Annotated in this window: 21 protein-coding genes; 11 read left to right on the forward strand and 10 right to left on the reverse strand. The window is 73.1% G+C overall.

What is annotated here, in order from left to right; translation table 11 throughout:
• Nucleotides 1–15: 15 nt before the first annotated feature.
• The 4 genes from ACIP98_RS05115 to ACIP98_RS05130 form a co-directional block, all read right to left on the reverse strand.
• Entirely contained in the window at nucleotides 16–702 is a 687-nt protein-coding gene (locus ACIP98_RS05115) for a methyltransferase domain-containing protein (RefSeq protein ID WP_319658758.1), read from the reverse strand.
• Nucleotides 703–828: 126 nt separating this feature from the next.
• Nucleotides 829–1512, reverse strand: coding sequence for a DUF402 domain-containing protein (locus ACIP98_RS05120; RefSeq protein WP_319658759.1), 684 nt, complete (start codon nucleotides 1510–1512; stop codon nucleotides 829–831).
• Nucleotides 1513–1608: 96 nt separating this feature from the next.
• The gene (locus tag ACIP98_RS05125; RefSeq protein ID WP_401973798.1) at nucleotides 1609–3009 is read right to left on the reverse strand and encodes a class II fumarate hydratase; all 1401 of its coding nucleotides are present in this window, start codon (nucleotides 3007–3009) and stop codon (nucleotides 1609–1611) included.
• A gap of 219 nt (nucleotides 3010–3228) precedes the next feature.
• Nucleotides 3229–4893, reverse strand: coding sequence for a fumarate hydratase (locus tag ACIP98_RS05130; protein ID WP_401973800.1), 1665 nt, complete (start codon nucleotides 4891–4893; stop codon nucleotides 3229–3231).
• Nucleotides 4894–5033: 140 nt separating this feature from the next.
• Between ACIP98_RS05130 and ACIP98_RS05135 the strand changes: the two genes are divergently transcribed.
• The 3 genes from ACIP98_RS05135 to ACIP98_RS05145 all read left to right on the forward strand — a co-directional run bounded on the left by ACIP98_RS05135 (nucleotide 5034) and on the right by ACIP98_RS05145 (nucleotide 7339).
• On the forward strand, nucleotides 5034–5702 hold the full coding sequence (locus ACIP98_RS05135) for a DUF1707 domain-containing protein (RefSeq protein WP_319658762.1): 669 nt from the start codon (nucleotides 5034–5036) through the stop codon (nucleotides 5700–5702).
• A gap of 321 nt (nucleotides 5703–6023) precedes the next feature.
• Nucleotides 6024–6242, forward strand: a complete 219-nt coding sequence (locus ACIP98_RS05140; protein ID WP_319664008.1) for a DUF5133 domain-containing protein — start codon at nucleotides 6024–6026, stop codon at nucleotides 6240–6242.
• Complete coding sequence (locus ACIP98_RS05145; RefSeq protein WP_401973802.1) at nucleotides 6239–7339, forward strand: glutamate--cysteine ligase; 1101 nt, start codon at nucleotides 6239–6241, stop codon at nucleotides 7337–7339. The genes ACIP98_RS05140 and ACIP98_RS05145 overlap by 4 nt, the downstream gene beginning before the upstream one ends.
• 23 nt (nucleotides 7340–7362) lie before the next feature.
• Here ACIP98_RS05145 and ACIP98_RS05150 read toward each other — a convergent pair whose 3' ends face one another.
• Complete coding sequence (locus tag ACIP98_RS05150) at nucleotides 7363–7794, reverse strand: response regulator (RefSeq protein WP_401973982.1); 432 nt, start codon at nucleotides 7792–7794, stop codon at nucleotides 7363–7365.
• 320 nt (nucleotides 7795–8114) lie between these two features.
• On the opposite strand from ACIP98_RS05150, the gene ACIP98_RS05155 reads away from it, so the two are divergent.
• The 4 genes from ACIP98_RS05155 (at nucleotide 8115) to ACIP98_RS05170 (ending at nucleotide 12158) form a co-directional block, all read left to right on the forward strand.
• Nucleotides 8115–9692, forward strand: a complete 1578-nt coding sequence (locus ACIP98_RS05155; RefSeq protein WP_401973804.1) for an ATP-binding protein — start codon at nucleotides 8115–8117, stop codon at nucleotides 9690–9692.
• Nucleotides 9692–10879, forward strand: coding sequence for a SpoIIE family protein phosphatase (locus ACIP98_RS05160; protein WP_319664011.1), 1188 nt, complete (start codon nucleotides 9692–9694; stop codon nucleotides 10877–10879). Before ACIP98_RS05155 ends, ACIP98_RS05160 begins: the two co-directional genes overlap by 1 nt.
• Nucleotides 10876–11229: a hypothetical protein gene (locus tag ACIP98_RS05165; RefSeq protein WP_319664012.1), complete on the forward strand. Its 354-nt coding sequence runs from the start codon at nucleotides 10876–10878 to the stop codon at nucleotides 11227–11229. The genes ACIP98_RS05160 and ACIP98_RS05165 overlap by 4 nt, the downstream gene beginning before the upstream one ends.
• A 116-nt stretch (nucleotides 11230–11345) precedes the next feature.
• On the forward strand, nucleotides 11346–12158 hold the full coding sequence (locus ACIP98_RS05170; protein WP_401973806.1) for a thioesterase family protein: 813 nt from the start codon (nucleotides 11346–11348) through the stop codon (nucleotides 12156–12158).
• Nucleotides 12159–12197: 39 nt separating this feature from the next.
• Here the strand turns inward: ACIP98_RS05170 and ACIP98_RS05175 are convergent, their stop codons facing one another.
• On the reverse strand, nucleotides 12198–12386 hold the full coding sequence (locus ACIP98_RS05175; RefSeq protein WP_319664014.1) for a hypothetical protein: 189 nt from the start codon (nucleotides 12384–12386) through the stop codon (nucleotides 12198–12200).
• A gap of 218 nt (nucleotides 12387–12604) precedes the next feature.
• Here ACIP98_RS05175 and ACIP98_RS05180 point away from each other — a divergent pair, with 218 nt between their 5' ends.
• Complete coding sequence (locus ACIP98_RS05180) at nucleotides 12605–13747, forward strand: glutathione-independent formaldehyde dehydrogenase (RefSeq protein ID WP_401973808.1); 1143 nt, start codon at nucleotides 12605–12607, stop codon at nucleotides 13745–13747.
• Nucleotides 13748–13816: 69 nt separating this feature from the next.
• Here the strand turns inward: ACIP98_RS05180 and ACIP98_RS05185 are convergent, their stop codons facing one another.
• Both ACIP98_RS05185 and ACIP98_RS05190 read right to left on the reverse strand, forming a co-directional pair.
• Complete coding sequence (locus tag ACIP98_RS05185) at nucleotides 13817–14605, reverse strand: VOC family protein (RefSeq protein WP_319664016.1); 789 nt, start codon at nucleotides 14603–14605, stop codon at nucleotides 13817–13819.
• Nucleotides 14606–14733: 128 nt separating this feature from the next.
• Nucleotides 14734–15096, reverse strand: coding sequence for an SDR family NAD(P)-dependent oxidoreductase (locus ACIP98_RS05190; protein WP_401973810.1), 363 nt, complete (start codon nucleotides 15094–15096; stop codon nucleotides 14734–14736).
• Between the two features lie 92 nt (nucleotides 15097–15188).
• Here ACIP98_RS05190 and ACIP98_RS05195 point away from each other — a divergent pair, with 92 nt between their 5' ends.
• The 3 genes from ACIP98_RS05195 (at nucleotide 15189) to ACIP98_RS05205 (ending at nucleotide 16918) form a co-directional block, all read left to right on the forward strand.
• Nucleotides 15189–15608, forward strand: a complete 420-nt coding sequence (locus ACIP98_RS05195) for a hypothetical protein (protein ID WP_401973812.1) — start codon at nucleotides 15189–15191, stop codon at nucleotides 15606–15608.
• 267 nt (nucleotides 15609–15875) lie between these two features.
• Entirely contained in the window at nucleotides 15876–16526 is a 651-nt protein-coding gene (locus ACIP98_RS05200; RefSeq protein WP_401973814.1) for an RNA polymerase sigma factor, read from the forward strand.
• Nucleotides 16523–16918 (forward strand): hypothetical protein, encoded by a 396-nt coding sequence (locus ACIP98_RS05205; protein WP_401973815.1) that lies wholly within the window; start codon nucleotides 16523–16525, stop codon nucleotides 16916–16918. Before ACIP98_RS05200 ends, ACIP98_RS05205 begins: the two co-directional genes overlap by 4 nt.
• A 22-nt stretch (nucleotides 16919–16940) precedes the next feature.
• On the opposite strand, the gene ACIP98_RS05210 is transcribed toward ACIP98_RS05205, so the two are convergent.
• Nucleotides 16941–17237: a hypothetical protein gene (locus tag ACIP98_RS05210; RefSeq protein ID WP_319660411.1), complete on the reverse strand. Its 297-nt coding sequence runs from the start codon at nucleotides 17235–17237 to the stop codon at nucleotides 16941–16943.
• Between the two features lie 55 nt (nucleotides 17238–17292).
• Nucleotides 17293–17604, reverse strand: a complete 312-nt coding sequence (locus ACIP98_RS05215) for a hypothetical protein (protein WP_401973817.1) — start codon at nucleotides 17602–17604, stop codon at nucleotides 17293–17295.
• Nucleotides 17605–17644 lie beyond the last annotated feature (40 nt).

Consider the following 17644-nt stretch of genomic DNA (forward strand, 5'->3'; position numbering starts at 1 on the left):
GGCGGGGCGGCCGCGTCAGGCGGGTCGGCGGCAGTGCAGGAAGAGTTGCTCCTCCGGCGGCACTTCTGTGCTGTGCGGCGCGTAGGCGTACGACTCCTCCCTCAGGACCTCGAATCCTGCGTCGGCCACCACCTGGCGCAAATCGTCCCGTAGATAACCCGATACCCGGATGGTGTTACCAAGGAACGGAATCGGAAAGTCATCCACATCGGCTTCTACCATCGAAAGAGTGAACAGCCCGCCGGGGACGAGTAGATCGCGCACGGCCCGCAGGGCCAGCGGAATCTCGGCGCGGGAGAGCATCAGCAGCGAGAAGAAGGCGGTGACGGCCTCGAACTGCCCGAGGTCGTGCCTGCCGTGCCGGGCGTAGGGGCCGCCCGGTCGCAGATCGGCGATGTCGGCCCGGTGGAAGGTGGCCTGGGGCACGTACTGGCGGGCCAGCGACAGCATGACCGGGGAGAGGTCGATTCCGGTCACCTGGTGCCCGGCGTCGGAGAGCTGACGGCAGGTCGGCAGTCCGGTGCCGCATCCCAGATCCAGCACGCGGGAGGCGTCCGGCAGCTGCGTCAGGATCCACTCGCCGGCCGCGAGCTGCCCCTCCTTGTGCGGGAACGCCTCGTCGTAACGGTCGCCTATGGCGTCGAAGGCCTCCGCCTGGCCGGTGCGGTCCAGCTGTATGTCCTCGTAGCCGCCGACTCCCACAGCCTGGGCCTCCCGTGATGACCTGCGTGACGTAGCGTCAAACTCTAGTGTGAGCCTGTGATTTGTGCAGCACTATGAGGCACGATCTTACGGTTGGGGCTGGGGGGCCCGGCAAGACTCACGCGGTCACCTTGCCGGACGGTCCCAGTCAACCGGAAGAGCCGGTACCGGCCACGCCGGATTCGGACGCCAGTGCTGCCAGCCCTCGTCGAAGGGGTGGCCCCACTCCCCGATGACACCCACCGCGCGCCGTCCGGCCTCGCGTACCCGCTCCGCCGTCGCGGCGGACATCAGCCCCGCGGCCTGCGCCTGCTCGAACTCGTCCTCGTCCCGCCAGTGCCAGCTGCGGTCCGGGCCGACATGGATGTCCAGGAAGTGGTCCTCGGAGTCCACGCCGCCCGACCAGCGGCGGCGCGGCTCCTCCAGGTTCACGTACCAGTTCTTGAAGAGCCAGCCCCGCTCCCAGAACAGCCACACCGACCACGGCTCCCCGGGGCGGGCCAGCTTCAGCACACCGGTGCCCCACCAGCGGTCGACACTCGTCGTGCGCGGCTTGAGGTAGCGCGTCTCCAGCGGCTCCTCGTGGATCGGCGTGCCGTCGGCGAGCACCGGGCGGACGCACTCGGTGCCCGGCGCCATCCAGACGGCCAGCAGCTCCGCGTCGTCGCGCACCACCGTCACCGGACGGCAGATGTGCACCCGGTCCGTCGCGTTGCCGCGGTAGCGCCACAGCACCTGGTCGCCGGGCGACCAGTGGTCCTCGCCGCCGTTCCGCCCGGTACCCGGATGAAGAAGGATGTCCGCCGTCATGAAGAGATCTTACGGACGACGGGTCACGGCGGCGTCACCCTTGCGCCGAGCCTTCGTCACGGGCCCTCGCACCATGCCACCGCGGGGCGGCCGCCGTCACGGACGGGTCATGCGCAGCACGTCCAGTGCCTCGTCCAGCTGCTCCAGGGTGAGCAGGCCCCGCTCGACGTACCCGGAGTCCAGGACCACCTGACGGATCGTGCGGCGCTCGGCCAGCGCGCGCTTGGCGACCTTGGCGGCCTCCTCGTAGCCGATGTACCGGTTGAGCGGCGTGACGACGGAGGGCGAGGACTCGGCGTACTCGCGGGCGCGCTCGACGTCGGCGGTGATGCCGTCCACGGTCCGGTCGGCCAGCAGCCGGGAGACGTTGGCGAGCAGCCGCACCGACTCCAGGACGTTCTTGGCGATCACCGGGAGCATCACGTTGAGCTCGAAGTTCCCCGCCGCGCCGGCCGTCGCGATGGTCGCGTCGTTGCCGGTGACCTGGGCGGCCACCATCAGCACCGCCTCCGGGATGACCGGGTTGACCTTGCCCGGCATGATCGACGAGCCGGGCTGGAGGTCGGGCAGGGCGATCTCGGCGAGGCCGGTGCGCGGCCCGGACGCCATCCAGCGCAGGTCGTTGGAGATCTTGGTCAGCCCGACCGCGATCGTGCGCAGCTGGCCTGAGGTCTCCACGATGCCGTCGCGCGCGCCCTGCGCCTCGAAGTGGTCGCGGGCCTCGGTGAGCGGCAGGCCGGTGGCCCGCGCCACCTCGGCGATCACCGCCGCCGAGAAGCCCGCCGGGGTGTTGATCCCGGTGCCGACGGCCGTCCCGCCGAGCGGCAGCTCCGCCAGCCGCGGCAGCGAGGCGCGCAGCCGCTCGACGCCGTAGCGCACCTGGGCGGCGTAGCCGCCGAACTCCTGGCCGAGGGTGACCGGTGTCGCGTCCATCAGGTGCGTACGGCCGGACTTGACCACGTCCGCGAACTCGGCGGACTTGCGCTCCAGCGCCGCCGCCAGGTGCTGCAGTGCCGGGATCAGGTCGCCGGTGACGGCGGCGGTCGCGGCGATGTGGATGGAGGAGGGGAAGACGTCGTTGGAGGACTGGCTGGCGTTGACGTGGTCGTTGGGGTGCACGTCGCGGCCGAGGCGCTCGCTCGCCAGGGTCGCGATCACCTCGTTGGCGTTCATGTTGGACGAGGTGCCCGAGCCGGTCTGGAACACGTCGATCGGGAAGTGGTCGTCCCAGCGCCCCCCGGCGACCTCCGCGGCCGCCTCCTGGACCGCCTCGGCGACGTCCTTGTCCAGCACGCCGAGCTCCGCGTTGACCTTCGCCGCGGCCGCCTTGATCCGGGCGAGCGCCGCGATGTGGGCGCGCTCCAGCCGCTGCCCGCTGATCGGGAAGTTCTCCACGGCCCGCTGGGTCTGGGCCCGCCACTTGGCGTGCGCGGGAACGCGCACCTCGCCCATGGAGTCGTGCTCGATCCGGTAGTCGGCCGCGCCCTGCTCGGACATCGCTGGGGTTCCTTCCCTCGGGACGGTTCCCAGCGTCCCACCGGTGCCGGGAAAGTACTGGTCAGTAGGACAGCGGCGCGGCGGTTTTCATTCCACGCGCCGCCCCCTGGGAGGCCTACCCGCACCGGCGCGGGAACACCTCCGCCCCCGGCGCGCGGGCACCGGGGGCGGAGAGGGGCCGAGGGGGCGGACTGTGTCGCCGGTCCGCCCCGAACGGCGCTACGCGAGCCCGGGGCCGCGCACCGGGATCGTCGTGAAGGTCGGCTGCGGCGCGGGATCGGTGAAGAAGTCGTTGCCCTTGTCGTCGACGACGATGAAGGCCGGGAAGTCCTCGACCTCGATCTTCCAGACCGCTTCCATACCGAGCTCGGCGTACTCCAGGACGTCGACCTTCTTGATGCAGTCCTGGGCCAGGCGCGCCGCCGGGCCACCGATGGAGCCGAGGTAGAAGCCGCCGTGCGCGGCGCACGCGTCGGTCACCTGCTGGGAGCGGTTGCCCTTGGCGAGCATGACCTTGGAGCCGCCCGCGGCCTGGAACTGCTCGACGTAGGAGTCCATGCGGCCGGCCGTGGTCGGGCCGAAGGAGCCGGAGGCGTAGCCCTCGGGGGTCTTGGCCGGGCCCGCGTAGTAGACCGGGTGGTCGCGCAGGTACTGCGGCATCTCCTCGCCCGCGTCCAGTCGCTCCTTGATCTTCGCGTGTGCGATGTCGCGGGCGACGACCAGCGGGCCGGTCAGCGACAGCCGGGTCTTGACCGGGTACTTCGACAGCTCCGCGAGGACCTCGTCCATCGGGCGGTTGAGGTCGACGCGCACGACGTCCTCGTCCGACAGGTGGTCGTCGGTGGTCTCCGGCAGGTACTTCGCCGGGTCGGTCTCCAGCTGCTCCAGGAAGACGCCCTCGGCGGTGATCTTCGCGACCGCCTGGCGGTCGGCGGAGCAGGAGACGGCGATGGCGACCGGCAGGGAGGCGCCGTGCCGGGGCAGCCGCACCACGCGGACGTCGTGGCAGAAGTACTTGCCGCCGAACTGCGCTCCGATGCCGATCTTCTGGGTGAGCTCGAAGACCTTCTCCTCCAGCTCCTTGTCCCGGAAGCCGTGGCCGGCCGGCGAGCCCTCGGTCGGCAGCTCGTCCAGGTAGTGCGCGGAGGCGTACTTGGCGGTCTTCAGCGCGAACTCGGCGGAGGTGCCGCCGACGACGATCGCCAGGTGGTACGGCGGGCAGGCGGCCGTGCCGAGCGAACGGATCTTCTCCTCCAGGAACTTCATCATGGAGGCCTCGTTCAGGACCGCCTTGGTCTCCTGGTAGAGGAAGGACTTGTTGGCCGAGCCGCCGCCCTTGGCCATGAAGAGGAACTTGTACGCGCCGCCGTCGGTCGCGTACAGCTCGATCTGGGCCGGCAGGTTGGAGCCGGTGTTCTTCTCCTCCCACATGGTCACCGGGGCCATCTGGGAGTAGCGCAGGTTGAGCTTGGTGTACGCGTCGAAGATGCCGTGCGACAGGGCCGCCTCGTCACCGCCGGAGGTCAGCACGTTCTGGCCGCGCTTGCCCATGACGATCGCGGTGCCGGTGTCCTGGCACATCGGCAGCACGCCGGCCGCGGCGATGTTGGCGTTCTTCAGCAGGTCCAGGGCGACGAAGCGGTCGTTGGAGGACGCCTCGGGGTCGTCCAGGATGCGGCGCAGCTGCGCGAGGTGCGCGGGGCGCAGGTAGTGCGAGATGTCGTGCATGGCCTCGGCGGCGAGCGTGCGCAGCGCCTCCGGCTCCACCTTGAGGAAGGTCCGGCCGTCGGCCTCGAAGGTGCTGACGCCCTCGGAGGTGACCAGGCGGTACGGAGTGGTGTCCTCACCGAGGGGGAGCAAGTCGGTATAGGCGAACTCGGGCATTTATGGACATCCTCACTGCGCTGCGTCGTAGAAGCCCAACAAGCGTAGAACGAGCGCGGGTCACCGGGCGTGTGAGGTGACCCTCACTGCCGGAGGTAGGGGCCTAGTCGCGATCTATCGCGTTTGTGTACCGTAGGCCCGTGGATGAGTCCTCGCTCCAGAAGCGTGAGCAGCAGCCCCTGAGTCCCCCTGTCGCCGAAGTCGACATCCGCGCGTCCGACGCGGACCGCGACCGGGTGGCCGACATTCTTCGCGATGCCCTGGCCGAGGGACGTCTGACCACCGAGGAGCACTCGGAGCGGCTGGACGGCGTGTACGCGGCGAAGACCGTCGGCGAGCTGGAGCCCTTCGTGCGCGACCTTCCGGTCCCCGCCCCGGCGGCCGCCCCCGACCGGGCCCGGCACTGGGTCCCGGACCACTCCGGGGAGAACCCCAACCTCGTCGGCATCCTCGGCGGCGCCGAGCGCAAGGGCCGCTGGCGCGTGGGTTCGAAGATCAACGCGGTCGCGATCCTGGGCGGGGTGGTGATCGACCTGACGGAGGCGACGTTCACCGCGCCGGAGGTCGTCATCAACTGCACCGCCATCATGGGCGGCGTCGAGATCAAGGTGCCGGAGAACGTGACCCTGCGCGGCGGTGGCGTCGTCGGCATCATGGGCGGCTCCGACGTCGAGGCGTACGAGGCCCCCGACCCGGGAGCCCCGGTCATCAAGGTGCAGGGCCTGGCCTTCTGGGGCGGCGTGGAGGCCAAGCCGCGACGCGGCAAGCGGGTCAAGAAGAAGGACAGCCGTCCCGAGCTCGACCACTGACGGTTCATCAGTCCGCGGCTCCTCCTCCGGCGGGGGGGGGGGGGGGGGGGGGGGGGCCCCCCCCCCCCCGGGGGGGGGGGGCGCGCCCCGCCCCCCCCCCCCGGGGGGGCGGGGGGGGGGGGGGGGCGGGGCGCCCCCCCCCCCGGCCCCCCGGGGGGGGGGGGCGGCCCGGGGCCCCCCCCCGTCCGCATGCGCGCACCCGGGGCCCACCGGGCACATCCGGCGCGCCGTCGCCCTGCGTGACACCCCGGAGCCGGGGTAAGCGGCGATCAGACACACCGTTCGGCCCGGTCGGTGCCGCGGACTATCGAGGAGAGACCCATGCTCATGGCCCACCCCGCTGTGCTGAACGACCTCGTCGACCGTTACGAGACGCTGCGCGTGCTCGACCCGGCGGACCCGGTGGTCCGGCGCCGGCTGGAGGACGTTTCGTACACCCTGTGCGTGGCGACCGGCACCAGCGACGTGGACGCCGCCCTCATCGCCGCGCGGCTGCGCCTGCCGGGCGCGAGGCCGCTGGACGATTCGGCCGTCGCATGACAGCCGTTCGCACCGTGGGCGTCGAGGAGGAACTCCTCCTGCTGGACGCCGAGACCGGCGAACCCCGGGCGCTGTCGACGGCGGTGCTGGCCTCGGCACGCCGCGACGGGGCGGCCGGGGGCGAGGTGTTCGAGTCGGAACTCCAGCGCCAGCAGCTGGAGTTCGCCACCCGGCCGCAGGTCCGGATGGAGGACCTGGGCGCCGAGATCACCCGCTGGCGGGCCGAGGCGGCCCGGCACGCCGAGGACCTCGGCGCCTCGGTCGCCGCGCTCGCCACCTCGCCGCTGCCGGTGGACCCCGCCCTCAGCACCGGCGAGCGCTACCGGTGGCTGCGCGACCAGTACGGGCTGACCACACAGGAACAGCTCACCTGCGGCTGCCACGTCCACGTGGCGGTGGAGTCGGACGAGGAGGGCGTCGCGGTCCTGGACCGGATCCGCCCGTGGCTGCCCGTGCTGCTCGCGCTGAGCGCCAACTCCCCCTTCTGGCAGGGCCAGGACAGCGGCTACGCCAGTTACCGCAACCGGGTGTGGGGACGCTGGCCCTCGGCCGGTCCGGTCGAGGTCTTCGGCTCCGCCGACCGCTACCACGAACTGGTCACCGCGATGGTGGGCACGGGCGCGCTGCGCGACGCGGGCATGGTCTACTTCGACGCCCGGCTCTCGCAGACCTACCCCACCGTGGAGATCAGGGTCGCCGACGTGTGCCTGGAGGCATGGCACACGGCGCTGCTCGCCACCCTCGTACGGGCCCTGGTGGAGACCGCGACCCGGCGGTGGAAGGACGGCGAACCGCCGGCGCGCCACAGTGTCGCGCTGCTGCGGCTGGCGACGTGGCGGGCGGCCAGCGAGGGGCTGGGCGGGCGGCTCCTCCACCCGCTCGGCATGGAGCCGGTGCCGGCCGAGGCGGCGGTACGCGCCCTGTTCGAGCACGTACGTGACGCCCTGGAGGACAACGGCGACCTCGTGCCCGCCCAGGAGGCCCTCGCCGGCCTGCTGAAGGCCGGCAACGGGGCCCGCTTCCAGCGGGACCTGCGGGAACGGGGCGACGACCTGCGGGCCGTGGTCGCCGCGTGCGTGCGGCGCACCCGGGGATGAGCCGGCACGCCGCCCGGCGGCGGCTACTCGCGCGGCAGCTTGGTGACCGTGTCGAGGTAGAAGGCGTCGATGCTCTGCACGGCGCGTTCGAAGTCGTCCAGGTTGACCGGCTTGGTGACATAGGCGTTGGCGTGCCGCTGGTACGCGCCGGTGACGTCGTCGGGCGCGGAGGAGGTGGTCAGGACGACGACCGGGATGGCGCGCAGGTCGTCGTCGGCCTTGAGGATGGCCAGCAGCTCGCGGCCGTTCATGCGCGGCATGTTGAGGTCGAGCACGATCAGGTCGGGGCGCGCGTTGCTCTTGTCGCGCAGGTAGTCGAGCGCGGCGACACCGTCCTCGACCTGGGTGAGGTTCCGGGCGCCGCGCTCGGACAGGGCGTCCCCGATGAGCATGGCGTCGGCGGGGTCGTCCTCGACCAGCAGCACGTCGTAGGGGCGGGGTGAGGCGATCATCATCATCATCGGCTCCGGGTCCGGTCGGTGCCTCGCGGGAGGCGGTGGGGGGATGCGGTGGTCACGAGGCCGGGCCGGCGTCCGCGGGCGCCCCGGCGGACGGCGAGGTCGTCGACCGCCGTCGCCGCGGGCGCGGTGGTCCCCCGCTCGGCGGGGCGCGGGGAGGAGTGGGTGCCGGGCATGGCCCCACCCTAGGGGGTCGCGATCAGCGAGGACAACAGACGTTGTCGCGGCGGCGGCTACAGTGAGTGCCTGCCGCACGGAGTCCGGAGCGGCCGTGGCGACGAGCAGGACACGGATTCGGCATCGGAAGGGGCGGCGACGTGGTGGAGGAAACGGGCCGGCTTGCGCGGTGGACGACGCGCCGCTGGCTCCGGGTGGGGGTGAGCGCGGCCCTGGCGGTCCTCGCCGTCCTCGGGGCGCTGGGCATATGGTCGCTGGACCGGAACACGACGATCACCCGGCAGCTGGTCGACACCCGCTCCCCGGCACTGGTCAACGCGGTCCGTCTGGAGGCCGCCCTGGTCAACCAGGAGACCGGCGTCCGCGGCTACGGCCTCGCCGGGCAGAAGGACTTCCTCACCCCGTACACCGAGGGCCTGGCGAACGAGAAGACCGCGCTGGAACGGCTCCGCCCCCTGGTCCGCGGCGACGAGCAGGCGAGCGCGGACCTGGCCGAGGTGGAGAACGCCGCGGAGGCCTGGCAGCGGACCATCGCCCGCCCCATCGCCGGCGCCCCCGCCGACGAGGCCGTCCGGCTGGCCACCCAGCGCGCGGACGCGGGCAAGCGGAGCTTCGACGCGCTGCGGAAGGCCACCACCCGCCAGCAGGACCACCTGCGGGACGCCCGCCTGGCGGCCGGGGACCGGCTCAACCGGTCGATCGCGCTGCGCAACTGGGTGTTCGCCGCGGCCGCCGTCCTCATCGTGGTGCTGGCCGCACTCGTCTTCGAGGGCCTGCGGCGCGGCATCACCGATCCGCTGACCCGGCTGAGCGACGACGCCCGGATGGTCGCGCGGGGCGACTTCGAGCATCCCATCACCCCGACCGGTCCCGCCGACCTGCGGCAGCTGGCCGGTGACGTGGAGGCGATGCGGCGGCGCCTGGCGGACGAGCTCGCGTTCGCCGAGCGGGCCCGGCAGTTGCTGGACGAGCAGTCCGCGGAACTCAAGCGCTCCAACGCCGAGCTGGAGCAGTTCGCGTACGTGGCCTCGCACGACCTGCAGGAGCCGCTGCGCAAGGTGTCGAGCTTCACACAGCTGCTGCAGCGCCGTTACGGCGGGCAGCTGGACGACCGGGCCGACCAGTACATCGGCTTCGCCGTCGACGGCGCCAACCGCATGCAGACCCTCATCAACGATCTGCTCGCCTTCTCCCGGGTCGGGCGGATCCACAACGAGCACAGCACCGTCGACCTGGACGCCGTCGTCGACCGCACCCTCGACTCGCTGAGTGTGGCGATCGAGGAGTCCGGCACCGAGATCACCCGGGACCCGCTGCCCACCGTCGTCGGGGACACCACGCAACTCGGCATGCTCTGGCAGAACCTGGTCTCCAACGCCATGAAGTTCCGCCGCCCCGACGTGCCGCCGAGGATCCACCTGGAGGCGGTCCGCGAGGGCGACCTGTGGCACTTCGCCGTCACCGACAACGGGATCGGCATCGACCCGGAGTTCGCCGAGCGGGTCTTCGTGATCTTCCAGCGCCTGCACACCAAGGACGCCTATCCGGGCAACGGCATCGGCCTGGCGATGTGCAAGAAGATCGTGGAGTTCCACGGCGGGACGATCGGCGTGGACCCGGCGCACACTCCGGGCACCCGCATCACGTTCACCCTCCCCGCCCCGGTGCCCGCCGACGCGGACGCCGGTGGGGACAGCACCGGAGAGCCCCGAGCCTGATGACCCCCGCCCCTGGCCCCCCGCCGGAACCGCACTACCGCATCCTGCTCGTGGAGGACGACCCCGGCGACGCGCTGCTGGTCACCGAGCTCCTCGCCGACACCGGCCTGCGGTACGCGCTGACCTGGCACAAGACGCTGGGCGAGGCGCGGTCCGAACTCGCCGCGCAGGCCGCCGACTGCGTGCTGCTCGATCTGCACCTGCCCGACGCCAGCGGGCCCGCGGGCGTCGCGGCGGTGCAGGCCGCCGCACCGGACACCGCGGTCATCGTCCTCACCGGCCTCGCCGAGTCCCAGGCCGGCCCCGGGGCCATGGCGGCGGGCGCCCAGGACTACCTGGTCAAGGGCAAGGTCGAGCCCGAACTGCTGCAGCGCGCCGTGCGCTACGCGGTCCAGCGCAAGCAGGCCGAGCGCGCGGCGGCCGCCCTGCAGGCCGGCGCCCTGCGCGCCGAGGAGAACTCCCGCCTGGAACGCGGGCTGCTCCCCCGGCCCCTGCTGACCACCGAGGCCGTCACGGCCACCAGCCGCTACATCCCCGGCCGCGAACGCGCCCTGCTGGGCGGCGACTTCCTCGACGTCGTACAGACCGGTGACGGGCTGGTGCACGCCGTGATCGGGGACGCCAGCGGTCACGGCCCCGACGCGGCCGCCCTCGGCGTCTGCCTGCGGGTCGCCTGGCGGGCGCTGACCCTCGGCGGCCACCGGGGACGCGACCTGCTGCGCCTGCTGGAACGGATCCTGGTCGCCGAGCGGGCGCAGTCGGACCTCTTCGCCACCTGCACCCTGCTCACGCTCGACCTGTCCGCGAGGACGGCGACGCTGCACCTCGCCGGGCACCACGAACCGCTGCTCACCGCCGACGCGGGCACCGGCCCGGTCGAGGCCGAGCACGGCATCGCGCTGGGCATCATGCCGGACCTGGCGCACTGGCCGCCCACCACGTTCGCCCTGCCCGCCCGCGGGGCGCTCACCCTCTACACCGACGGCCTCGTCGAGGGTCACGCCGACGGCACCGGCGGCTCCGGCGAACGCCTGGGCGCGGACGGGCTGCTGGCCCTGATCGGCCAGGTCTCCCCGGCCGACCCGGGGGCCCACCTGGACCGGGTGATCGCACGGATCCGCGATCTCGACGCCGACCGCCACACCGACGACCTGGCCGTCCTGCGGCTGGACTGGGGAGCGCCGTGACCTCACCACGAACGACGACGACGCTGTGGCGGCCCACCGGACCGGTGGAACTGGACCTGGTCCGGGAGCTCGGCTGGCGTGCCTGGCCGCCCCGGCTGCCCGAACAGCCGATCTTCTACCCGGTGCTCAACGAGGACTACGCGATCCGGATCGCCCGGGACTGGAACGTGAAGCACGACGGGGCCGGTTTCGTCACCCGCTTCGAGGTCGACACGGCGTTCCTGGAGCGCTACCCCGTGCAGCAGGCCGGCGGGCGCACGATCCTGGAGCTGTGGGTGCCGGCCGAGGAGCTCGACGAGTTCAACACGCACATCGTCGGAAAGATCCAGGTCGTCCACACGTTCCCCTGAGCACCCGCGGGTGGGGAAGGGGCCTTGCCCGCGGCCCGCGGCCCTGGTCTACTGACCCCCACCGGCGCCTACCGATCAGTAGCTTCCAGGTCGACCCCCGGGCAGGAGAAGCCGTCGTGACCGTCCCGTCCAGCCCCAGCAGTGCCGAGGCCTTCTTCGAGCGGGTGGCCGAGGAGCGCTTCGCCCCCACCGAGTACACCCGGGGGCCCTGGGACGCGCACAGCCAGCACGCCGGACCGCCGGCCGCGCTGCTGGGCCGCGCGGTGCGCGAGCGCCCGGGAGCGCGCGAGGACATGCGGCTGACCCGGATCACCTTCGAGATCCACCGCCCCGTGCCGCTGCTGCCACTCACCGTGGGCACCCGCGTGCTGCGCGAGGGCCGCAGCGTCGAACTGGTGGAGGCGTCGCTCGCGGCGGACGACGGCAAGGAGATCATGCGGGCCAGGGCGCTGCGCATCCGGACCGAGCCGGGCGCGGTGCCCGAGGTGGCACCCGGCTCCTCGGTGCCGGGGCCGCGGGAGTCGCGGGCGGTGCCGTTCTTCCCCGTGCCCTGGGACGTCGGCTACCACACGGCGATGGAGTCGCGCTTCGCCGCCGGCTCCTACCTGGAGCCGGGTCCGGCGACCTGCTGGCTGCGCATGCGGGTGCCCCTGGTCGCCGGGGAGAAGACGGCCCCGCTGGACCGGGTGCTGGTGGCGGCGGACTCCGGGAACGGGGTGAGCAATGTGCTGGACTTCTCGGCCCACCTGTTCGTCAACCCCGACCTGACGGTGCACCTGCACCGTCACCCGGTCGGCGAGTGGGTCTGCCTCGACGCCCGCACCGTCGTCGACGGCGCCGGGATCGGCATGGCGGAGGCCGCGCTCCACGACGAGCGGGGGCCGATCGGCCGGGGGGTCCAGAGCCTGTTCGTGGCCCCGCGCGGCTGAGCGCACGGGGGCGGACGGGGCGAGCCGGGCGGCCCCGGGTCAGAGCTCGGTCGCGTCCTCGGCGTGCCCCTCGGAGAACTCCCACCACGCGAGCGGGAGCCAGTCACCGTCCACGAAGGCGTCGACCGACGACCCGCGCCCGTTGATCACCACGGACGTGCCCACCGGGTATGTCGTGCCGGACAGCCCGGGCACGGGGACCAGGAGGGTTCCCAAACGCTGCGCCACTGTTCCCACCTTCCTTGGAAAACAAACCAAAACAGCTCAATACCGGGTAAAGATTAGCTGGCTTGTCCCATTCCTCCCACGGGGGCAGCATGAGAAATAGGTCACGCGAGGCGAACGGCCGTGGCCCACTCACCGTCCGTTCCCATCGGGACACGCCGGGAACGCGGCGGCGTTCGCCTCCGGCACGTACGAGAGCACGACACCAACGGAGGTGTCAGGTGAAGGCCGTCGTCTACAAAGCACCGTTCGAAGTAGCAGTGGAGGAAGTCGAAAAACCCCGCATACACCACCCCAACGATGTGATCGTCCGGGTCACGTCCACCGCCATCTGCGGGTCGGACCTGCACATGTACGAGGGACGTACCGCGGCGGAGGCGGGAATCGTCTTCGGGCACGAGAACATGGGGATCATCGAGGAGCTCGGCCAGGGCGTCACGTCCCTGAAGAAGGGCGACCGCGTGGTCATGCCCTTCAACGTCGCCTGCGGATTCTGCAAGAACTGCTCGGCCGGCTTCACCGGATTCTGTCTCACCGTGAATCCGGGCTTCGCAGGCGGAGCCTACGGATATGTCGCCATGGGCCCGTGGCCCGGCGGTCAGGCAGATTACCTGCGGGTGCCGTACGCGGACTTCAATTGTCTGAAGCTGCCGGCCGGCACCGAGCACGAGACGGATTTCGTCCTGCTCGCCGACATCTTCCCGACCGGCTACCACGGCAATGAACTCGCCGATGTCCGGCCCGGCGAGAGCGTCGCGGTGTACGGCGGCGGTCCGGTCGGTCTCATGTCCGCGTACTCGGCCCTCATCCGCGGCGCGTCCAAGGTGTTCGTGGTCGACCGCGTCACCGAACGGCTGCAGAAGGCCGAGGAGATGGGCGCGATCCCGATCAACTTCGCCGAGGGCAACCCGGTGGAGCAGATCAAGGAACACACCAAGGGTGCGGGCACCGACAAGGGCATCGACGCCGTCGGCTACCAGGCCCAGGCGAAGAGCCAGGACCGCGAGGAGCCCGCGGCCGTCCTCAACTCGCTCATCGACACCGTGCGCGCGACCGGGGCGCTCGGCGTCCCGGGCCTGTACGTACCCTCCGACCCCGGCGGCCCCGACGAGCAGGCCAAGAGCGGGCGGCTGCTGGTCGCCATCGGCCGGCTCTTCGAGAAGGCGCTGCGCGTGGGCACCGGGCAGTGCAACGTCAAGCAGTACAACCGGCAACTGCGCGACCTCATCATCGAGGGCCGTGCCAAGCCGAGCTTCGTGGTCTCCCACGAACTGCCGCTGTCCGACGCGCCCTCGGCGTACGAGAAGTTCGACAAGCGCATCGAGGGCTACACCAAGGTGGTCCTGCACCCCGACCAGAAGTAGCCGCGGTAACGACCGGCACGGCCGGGGCCGCCGCCCCGTGAAGGGCGGCGGCCCCGGCCGGCTCGGGCATCAGGGAAGTTCGGGACCGGTGGCGTCGATGAGCCCGAACACGGCACCCTGCGGGTCCTGCACGACCGCGAGGCGGCCCGCCGACATGTCGAAGGGCGCGGCGAGCACATTGCCGCCCGCGCGGACGAGGGCGTCCACGGTGCTGTCCGTGTTGTCCACGCTGAAGTACACCAGCCAGTGCGGCGGGGTCTCGGGCGGCAGGTTGTCCAGCCCCTGCGCACCTCCGACGACCCGGCCGTTCACCGTGAGGGAGAAGTAGTCGGAGGCGCCTTCCATCGGCTCCGTCTCCAGTCCCAGGGCCGCGGAGTAGAAGGCCGAGGCGCTCTTGAGGTCGCCGGAGGCGAGCTCGCTCCACACCAGTGATCCGGGCTCGTTGACGACCTGGGCGCCCAGGAACTCGCCGGCCTGCCACAGCCCGAAGACGGCGCCGGTCGGGTCGGCGGCGATCGCCATGCGGCCGAGGCTCATGACGTCCATGCCGGGGGAGAGCACCGTGCCGCCGTGCTTGGTGATCGCCTCCGTCGCGGAGTCGGCGTCGGCCGTGGCGAGGTAGGTGGTCCACGCCGTGGGCGGGGTGGGAGCACCGTCGGGGGCCATGGTCGCCATGATGCCGGCGACGGGCCTGTCCTTGAGCGTGCAGACCGCGTAGCCGCCGGTCTCGGGCGGTCCGACTTCGCCCTGCCAGCCGAAGAGGTCGCGGTAGAAGTCGAGCGCCGCCTGCTGATCGGGGACCATGAGGTCGATCCAGCACGGCGTGCCGGGCGGATACGGGGACGTGGCGTACGGCATGAGGGGCCTCCAGCGCGTCGGGGGTCAACGGTCCCGCCGTTCCCGACATTCTGCGCCCCCCGGCACGCTTCGGGCGTGCGCCCCGCCGGATTCGTCCGCTCCCGGCCGCGGCCCGGCGATGCGGGCGCTCACGTCGAGGCGGCGGTCGGCGACGCCGAGGTGCGCACGCGGACGGCGGTGTCACCGGTGGGCGCGGTGATGTCCGCCGCCACCCGGCTCCCCGCGTCCGTGTCGCGCACGGCGAGGGTCACCTCGGCGCCGGTGGCGGCCGGCGCACGGGCGGTCTCGGCGCCGATGCCCGACGCGGTGCCCGTGACGACGGCACGCCGGCCGGCGAGGTCCGCGTCATGAAGCCCCTCCTCGGCGGTGGAGGCCAGGCCGAACGGGGTGGTGATGCCCGGCAGTGGCGGGGACAGGCTGCGGAGGGGTCGCGCGGGGTGGAGGGGCCGGGGGCGGCGGAGGGGTGCGGAGCGCCGGGCGGAAAATCTCACGGGACCCACCTGCAACCTCCGGCGGCCGCGCACGTCTGTGGGAGTGAAGGCGCCTTCGACCCAGCTCTCCACCGGATGATTCGAGGAACGGTATGACCGCACGTCACGCCATCGCGGGCCTGGCCCGCCGGCATCGGGCACGTCTCGTGGTCGGTACGTCCACGGTCGCGGCGGCCCTGGCCCTGGGCGGCGCCGCCATGACCGCGCACGCCGCCACGCCGAAGCCGGCGCCCGCGCCCGCCGCGCAGGCCGACGCGGACGTCCCGGCACCTGCGCCCGCCGCGGCCCCCGCGAAGGGAACGGGCCACGCCGCCCCGGCTCCGGCTCCGGCCCACGCCGCCCCCGCGCCCGCTCCGGCTCCGGCCCACGCCGCGCCCGCTCCGGCGCCGGCCCAGGCCCACGCCGCGCCCGCTCCGGCCCAGGCCCACGCCGCGCCCGCGAAGGGCGTCCCGGCGCCCGCTCCGGCCCAGGCCAGGACCGGTGCCGTGCCGGCACCCGCACCGGCGCGCTGATCCACGGCGGGCGCCCGGCCCCCCCCCGCGGCCCCCCCCCCCCCCCCCAACCCGCCCCCCCCAGAGGCCCCCCGGGGGGGGGGGGCGCCCCCCCCCCCCCCCCGCCCCCCCCCCGCCCCCCGCCCGCCCCGGGGGGGGGGGCCCCCCCCCCCGCGGGGCCGGGGGGGGGGGGGGGGCCCCCCCCCCCCCCCCGGGGGGCCCCCCCCCCGCGCGGCCCCCCCCCCCCCCCCCCCCCCCCCGCCTCCCGAACCGCTACCCAGGAGATCCATGAGCACAGCGGCTGTGGGGTCGCGCCCCGCCCTCCCGACGGCCCCGCTCCGGCACGTCTGGGCACGGCTGCGGAGCGCCGTGTCCGGGGACGCCCGCCGGCCCGCGGCGCGGGCGGTGCACCCGTCGTCCCAGGTGCGCGCCGGACGGCCCGGGCACACCGCGCGGCCGGAGATCGACGAGCTGTACCACCACCGCCGTCTGGACCTCGTGCGTCTGGCACTGTTCCTGGTCGACGACCTGCCCACCGCGGAGGACGTCGTGCAGGACGCCTTCGCCGCGCTCTACCGCCGGCACGGCGAACGGCTGGCGGGCGTGGACGACCCCGAGGCGTACGTGCGCACCAGCGTGGTCAACGGTGCCCGGTCCGTGCTGCGCCGGCGCAGGACGATGCGGGCCCACGTTCCGGAGCGCGAGGGGCACGCGCCGCCCCCGGAGGAGTACGTGCTGCTGCGTGAGGAGCACCGGGAGGTGTTGGCCGCGCTCGGCCGGCTGACGCGCAGGCAGCGGGAGGTGCTCGTGCTGCGCTACTGGTCGAACCTCACCGAGGCCCAGATCGCGGACACGCTGCGGCTGTCGCGCGGCGCGGTGAAGTCCACCGCGAGCCGGGCGCTGGACGCCCTGGCCCGTCACTTGGAGGTGCCGTCATGACCGCCGCCGTCCAGCGGCCGGACCGGGCCGGGACCGAGGAGCTCCTGCGTGCCGCGCTGGACGCGAAGGCCCGCACCGTGGGCCCGGACAGCCTGCGCCGGGCGGCCCCGCCGTCCCTGCTGACCCGCCCGCCGATGCGGGTCCGTCCCGCCGCCGTGGCCGTGCTGGGGCTCGCGGCGGCGCTCGCCTGCGTGCTGCTCGTCCTGACCGCCGCGCGGCGGGAGGGCGATCCCGTGCCGCCGGCCAGTCCCACCCACTCCCCCACGGCGCCGGAGCAGCGGCGCGGCGGACCGGCTCCCGCGCCGGCGCAGTCCGGCACGGCGGCGGTCCCGCGCGCCGTGTCGCCCGGCGGGGCGAGCGAGCAGGCGGGACCGGCCGCCGTGGCACGGTGAGCCGGGAGGGCCCGGGCGGGGATCAGCAGAACCAGCCGTCCTGGACCCAGCCGTGGCGGTTGATGTTGCCGTAGGCGAACCCGTAGGCCCAGCCGCTCTGCTTGCTCTCCACGGTGAAGGTCTGGCCCGTGTACAGGGTCCCGGTCCACGCGCCGCCGGGGGCGGTGCGCACGTACAGGTCCTGGGCGCAGACGGTCTCACGCCGGCCGATGGTGCCGTCGGCCGCACGGGCGGGGCCCGCGGTCGTCAGCAGGCCCGCGGCCAGGGCTGCGGCGACGACGACGGCGCGGGAGATCCGGAGGGTGCGGGGTAGGGGCATGGTGGTTCCTTCCTGCGTCGGGGGGCGGTGGCGGATCGGGTACGGCGGGGGCGGTTCACCAGGAGCCGTAGCCGCCGAGGCACTCGTTGCGGACGTAACCCCAGTCGCCCTTGCCGAAGTCGAAGGTGGCGGCCCAGCCGTTGTAGACGGGGTGGGCGCCGCGGGTGTGGCCGACCTTGTTGCCGTAGCCCAGGACGCGGATCAGGCCGCTGGGTCCGGAGGAACTGTCGTAGTTGGCGTAGAAGCTGGCGCTCTGGCACACGATGATCGCGTGCTCGGGCGGCACCACCGCGTGCGCCGGCTGGGCCATGACCGTGAAGGCCGCGGCGGCGGCCGTCGCGGCCAGCGCCTTCGTCAACGTCCTCATCTGTGGTCCTCTCGTCGATCGCTGAGATCACCGGGTCCGC

The organism is Streptomyces sp. NPDC088354, assembly GCF_044753585.1.
Classification (GTDB): Bacteria; Actinomycetota; Actinomycetes; order Streptomycetales; family Streptomycetaceae; genus Actinacidiphila.

Excerpts from the sequence above, each read along its gene's own strand:
- ACIP98_RS05120 (WP_319658759.1), bottom strand. The coding sequence starts at position 1,512 with ATGACGGCGGACATCCTTCTTCATCCGGGTACCGGGCGGAACGGCGGC.
- ACIP98_RS05125 (WP_401973798.1), bottom strand. The coding sequence starts at position 3,009 with ATGTCCGAGCAGGGCGCGGCCGACTACCGGATCGAGCACGACTCCATG.
- ACIP98_RS05130 (WP_401973800.1), bottom strand. The coding sequence starts at position 4,893 with ATGCCCGAGTTCGCCTATACCGACTTGCTCCCCCTCGGTGAGGACACC.
- ACIP98_RS05140 (WP_319664008.1), top strand. The coding sequence starts at position 6,024 with ATGCTCATGGCCCACCCCGCTGTGCTGAACGACCTCGTCGACCGTTAC.
- ACIP98_RS05145 (WP_401973802.1), top strand. The coding sequence starts at position 6,239 with ATGACAGCCGTTCGCACCGTGGGCGTCGAGGAGGAACTCCTCCTGCTG.
- ACIP98_RS05150 (WP_401973982.1), bottom strand. The coding sequence starts at position 7,794 with ATGATGATCGCCTCACCCCGCCCCTACGACGTGCTGCTGGTCGAGGAC.
- ACIP98_RS05160 (WP_319664011.1), top strand. The coding sequence starts at position 9,692 with ATGACCCCCGCCCCTGGCCCCCCGCCGGAACCGCACTACCGCATCCTG.
- ACIP98_RS05185 (WP_319664016.1), bottom strand. The coding sequence starts at position 14,605 with ATGCCGTACGCCACGTCCCCGTATCCGCCCGGCACGCCGTGCTGGATC.
- ACIP98_RS05195 (WP_401973812.1), top strand. The coding sequence starts at position 15,189 with ATGACCGCACGTCACGCCATCGCGGGCCTGGCCCGCCGGCATCGGGCA.
- ACIP98_RS05200 (WP_401973814.1), top strand. The coding sequence starts at position 15,876 with ATGAGCACAGCGGCTGTGGGGTCGCGCCCCGCCCTCCCGACGGCCCCG.
- ACIP98_RS05205 (WP_401973815.1), top strand. The coding sequence starts at position 16,523 with ATGACCGCCGCCGTCCAGCGGCCGGACCGGGCCGGGACCGAGGAGCTC.
- ACIP98_RS05210 (WP_319660411.1), bottom strand. The coding sequence starts at position 17,237 with ATGCCCCTACCCCGCACCCTCCGGATCTCCCGCGCCGTCGTCGTCGCC.
- ACIP98_RS05215 (WP_401973817.1), bottom strand. The coding sequence starts at position 17,604 with ATGAGGACGTTGACGAAGGCGCTGGCCGCGACGGCCGCCGCCGCGGCC.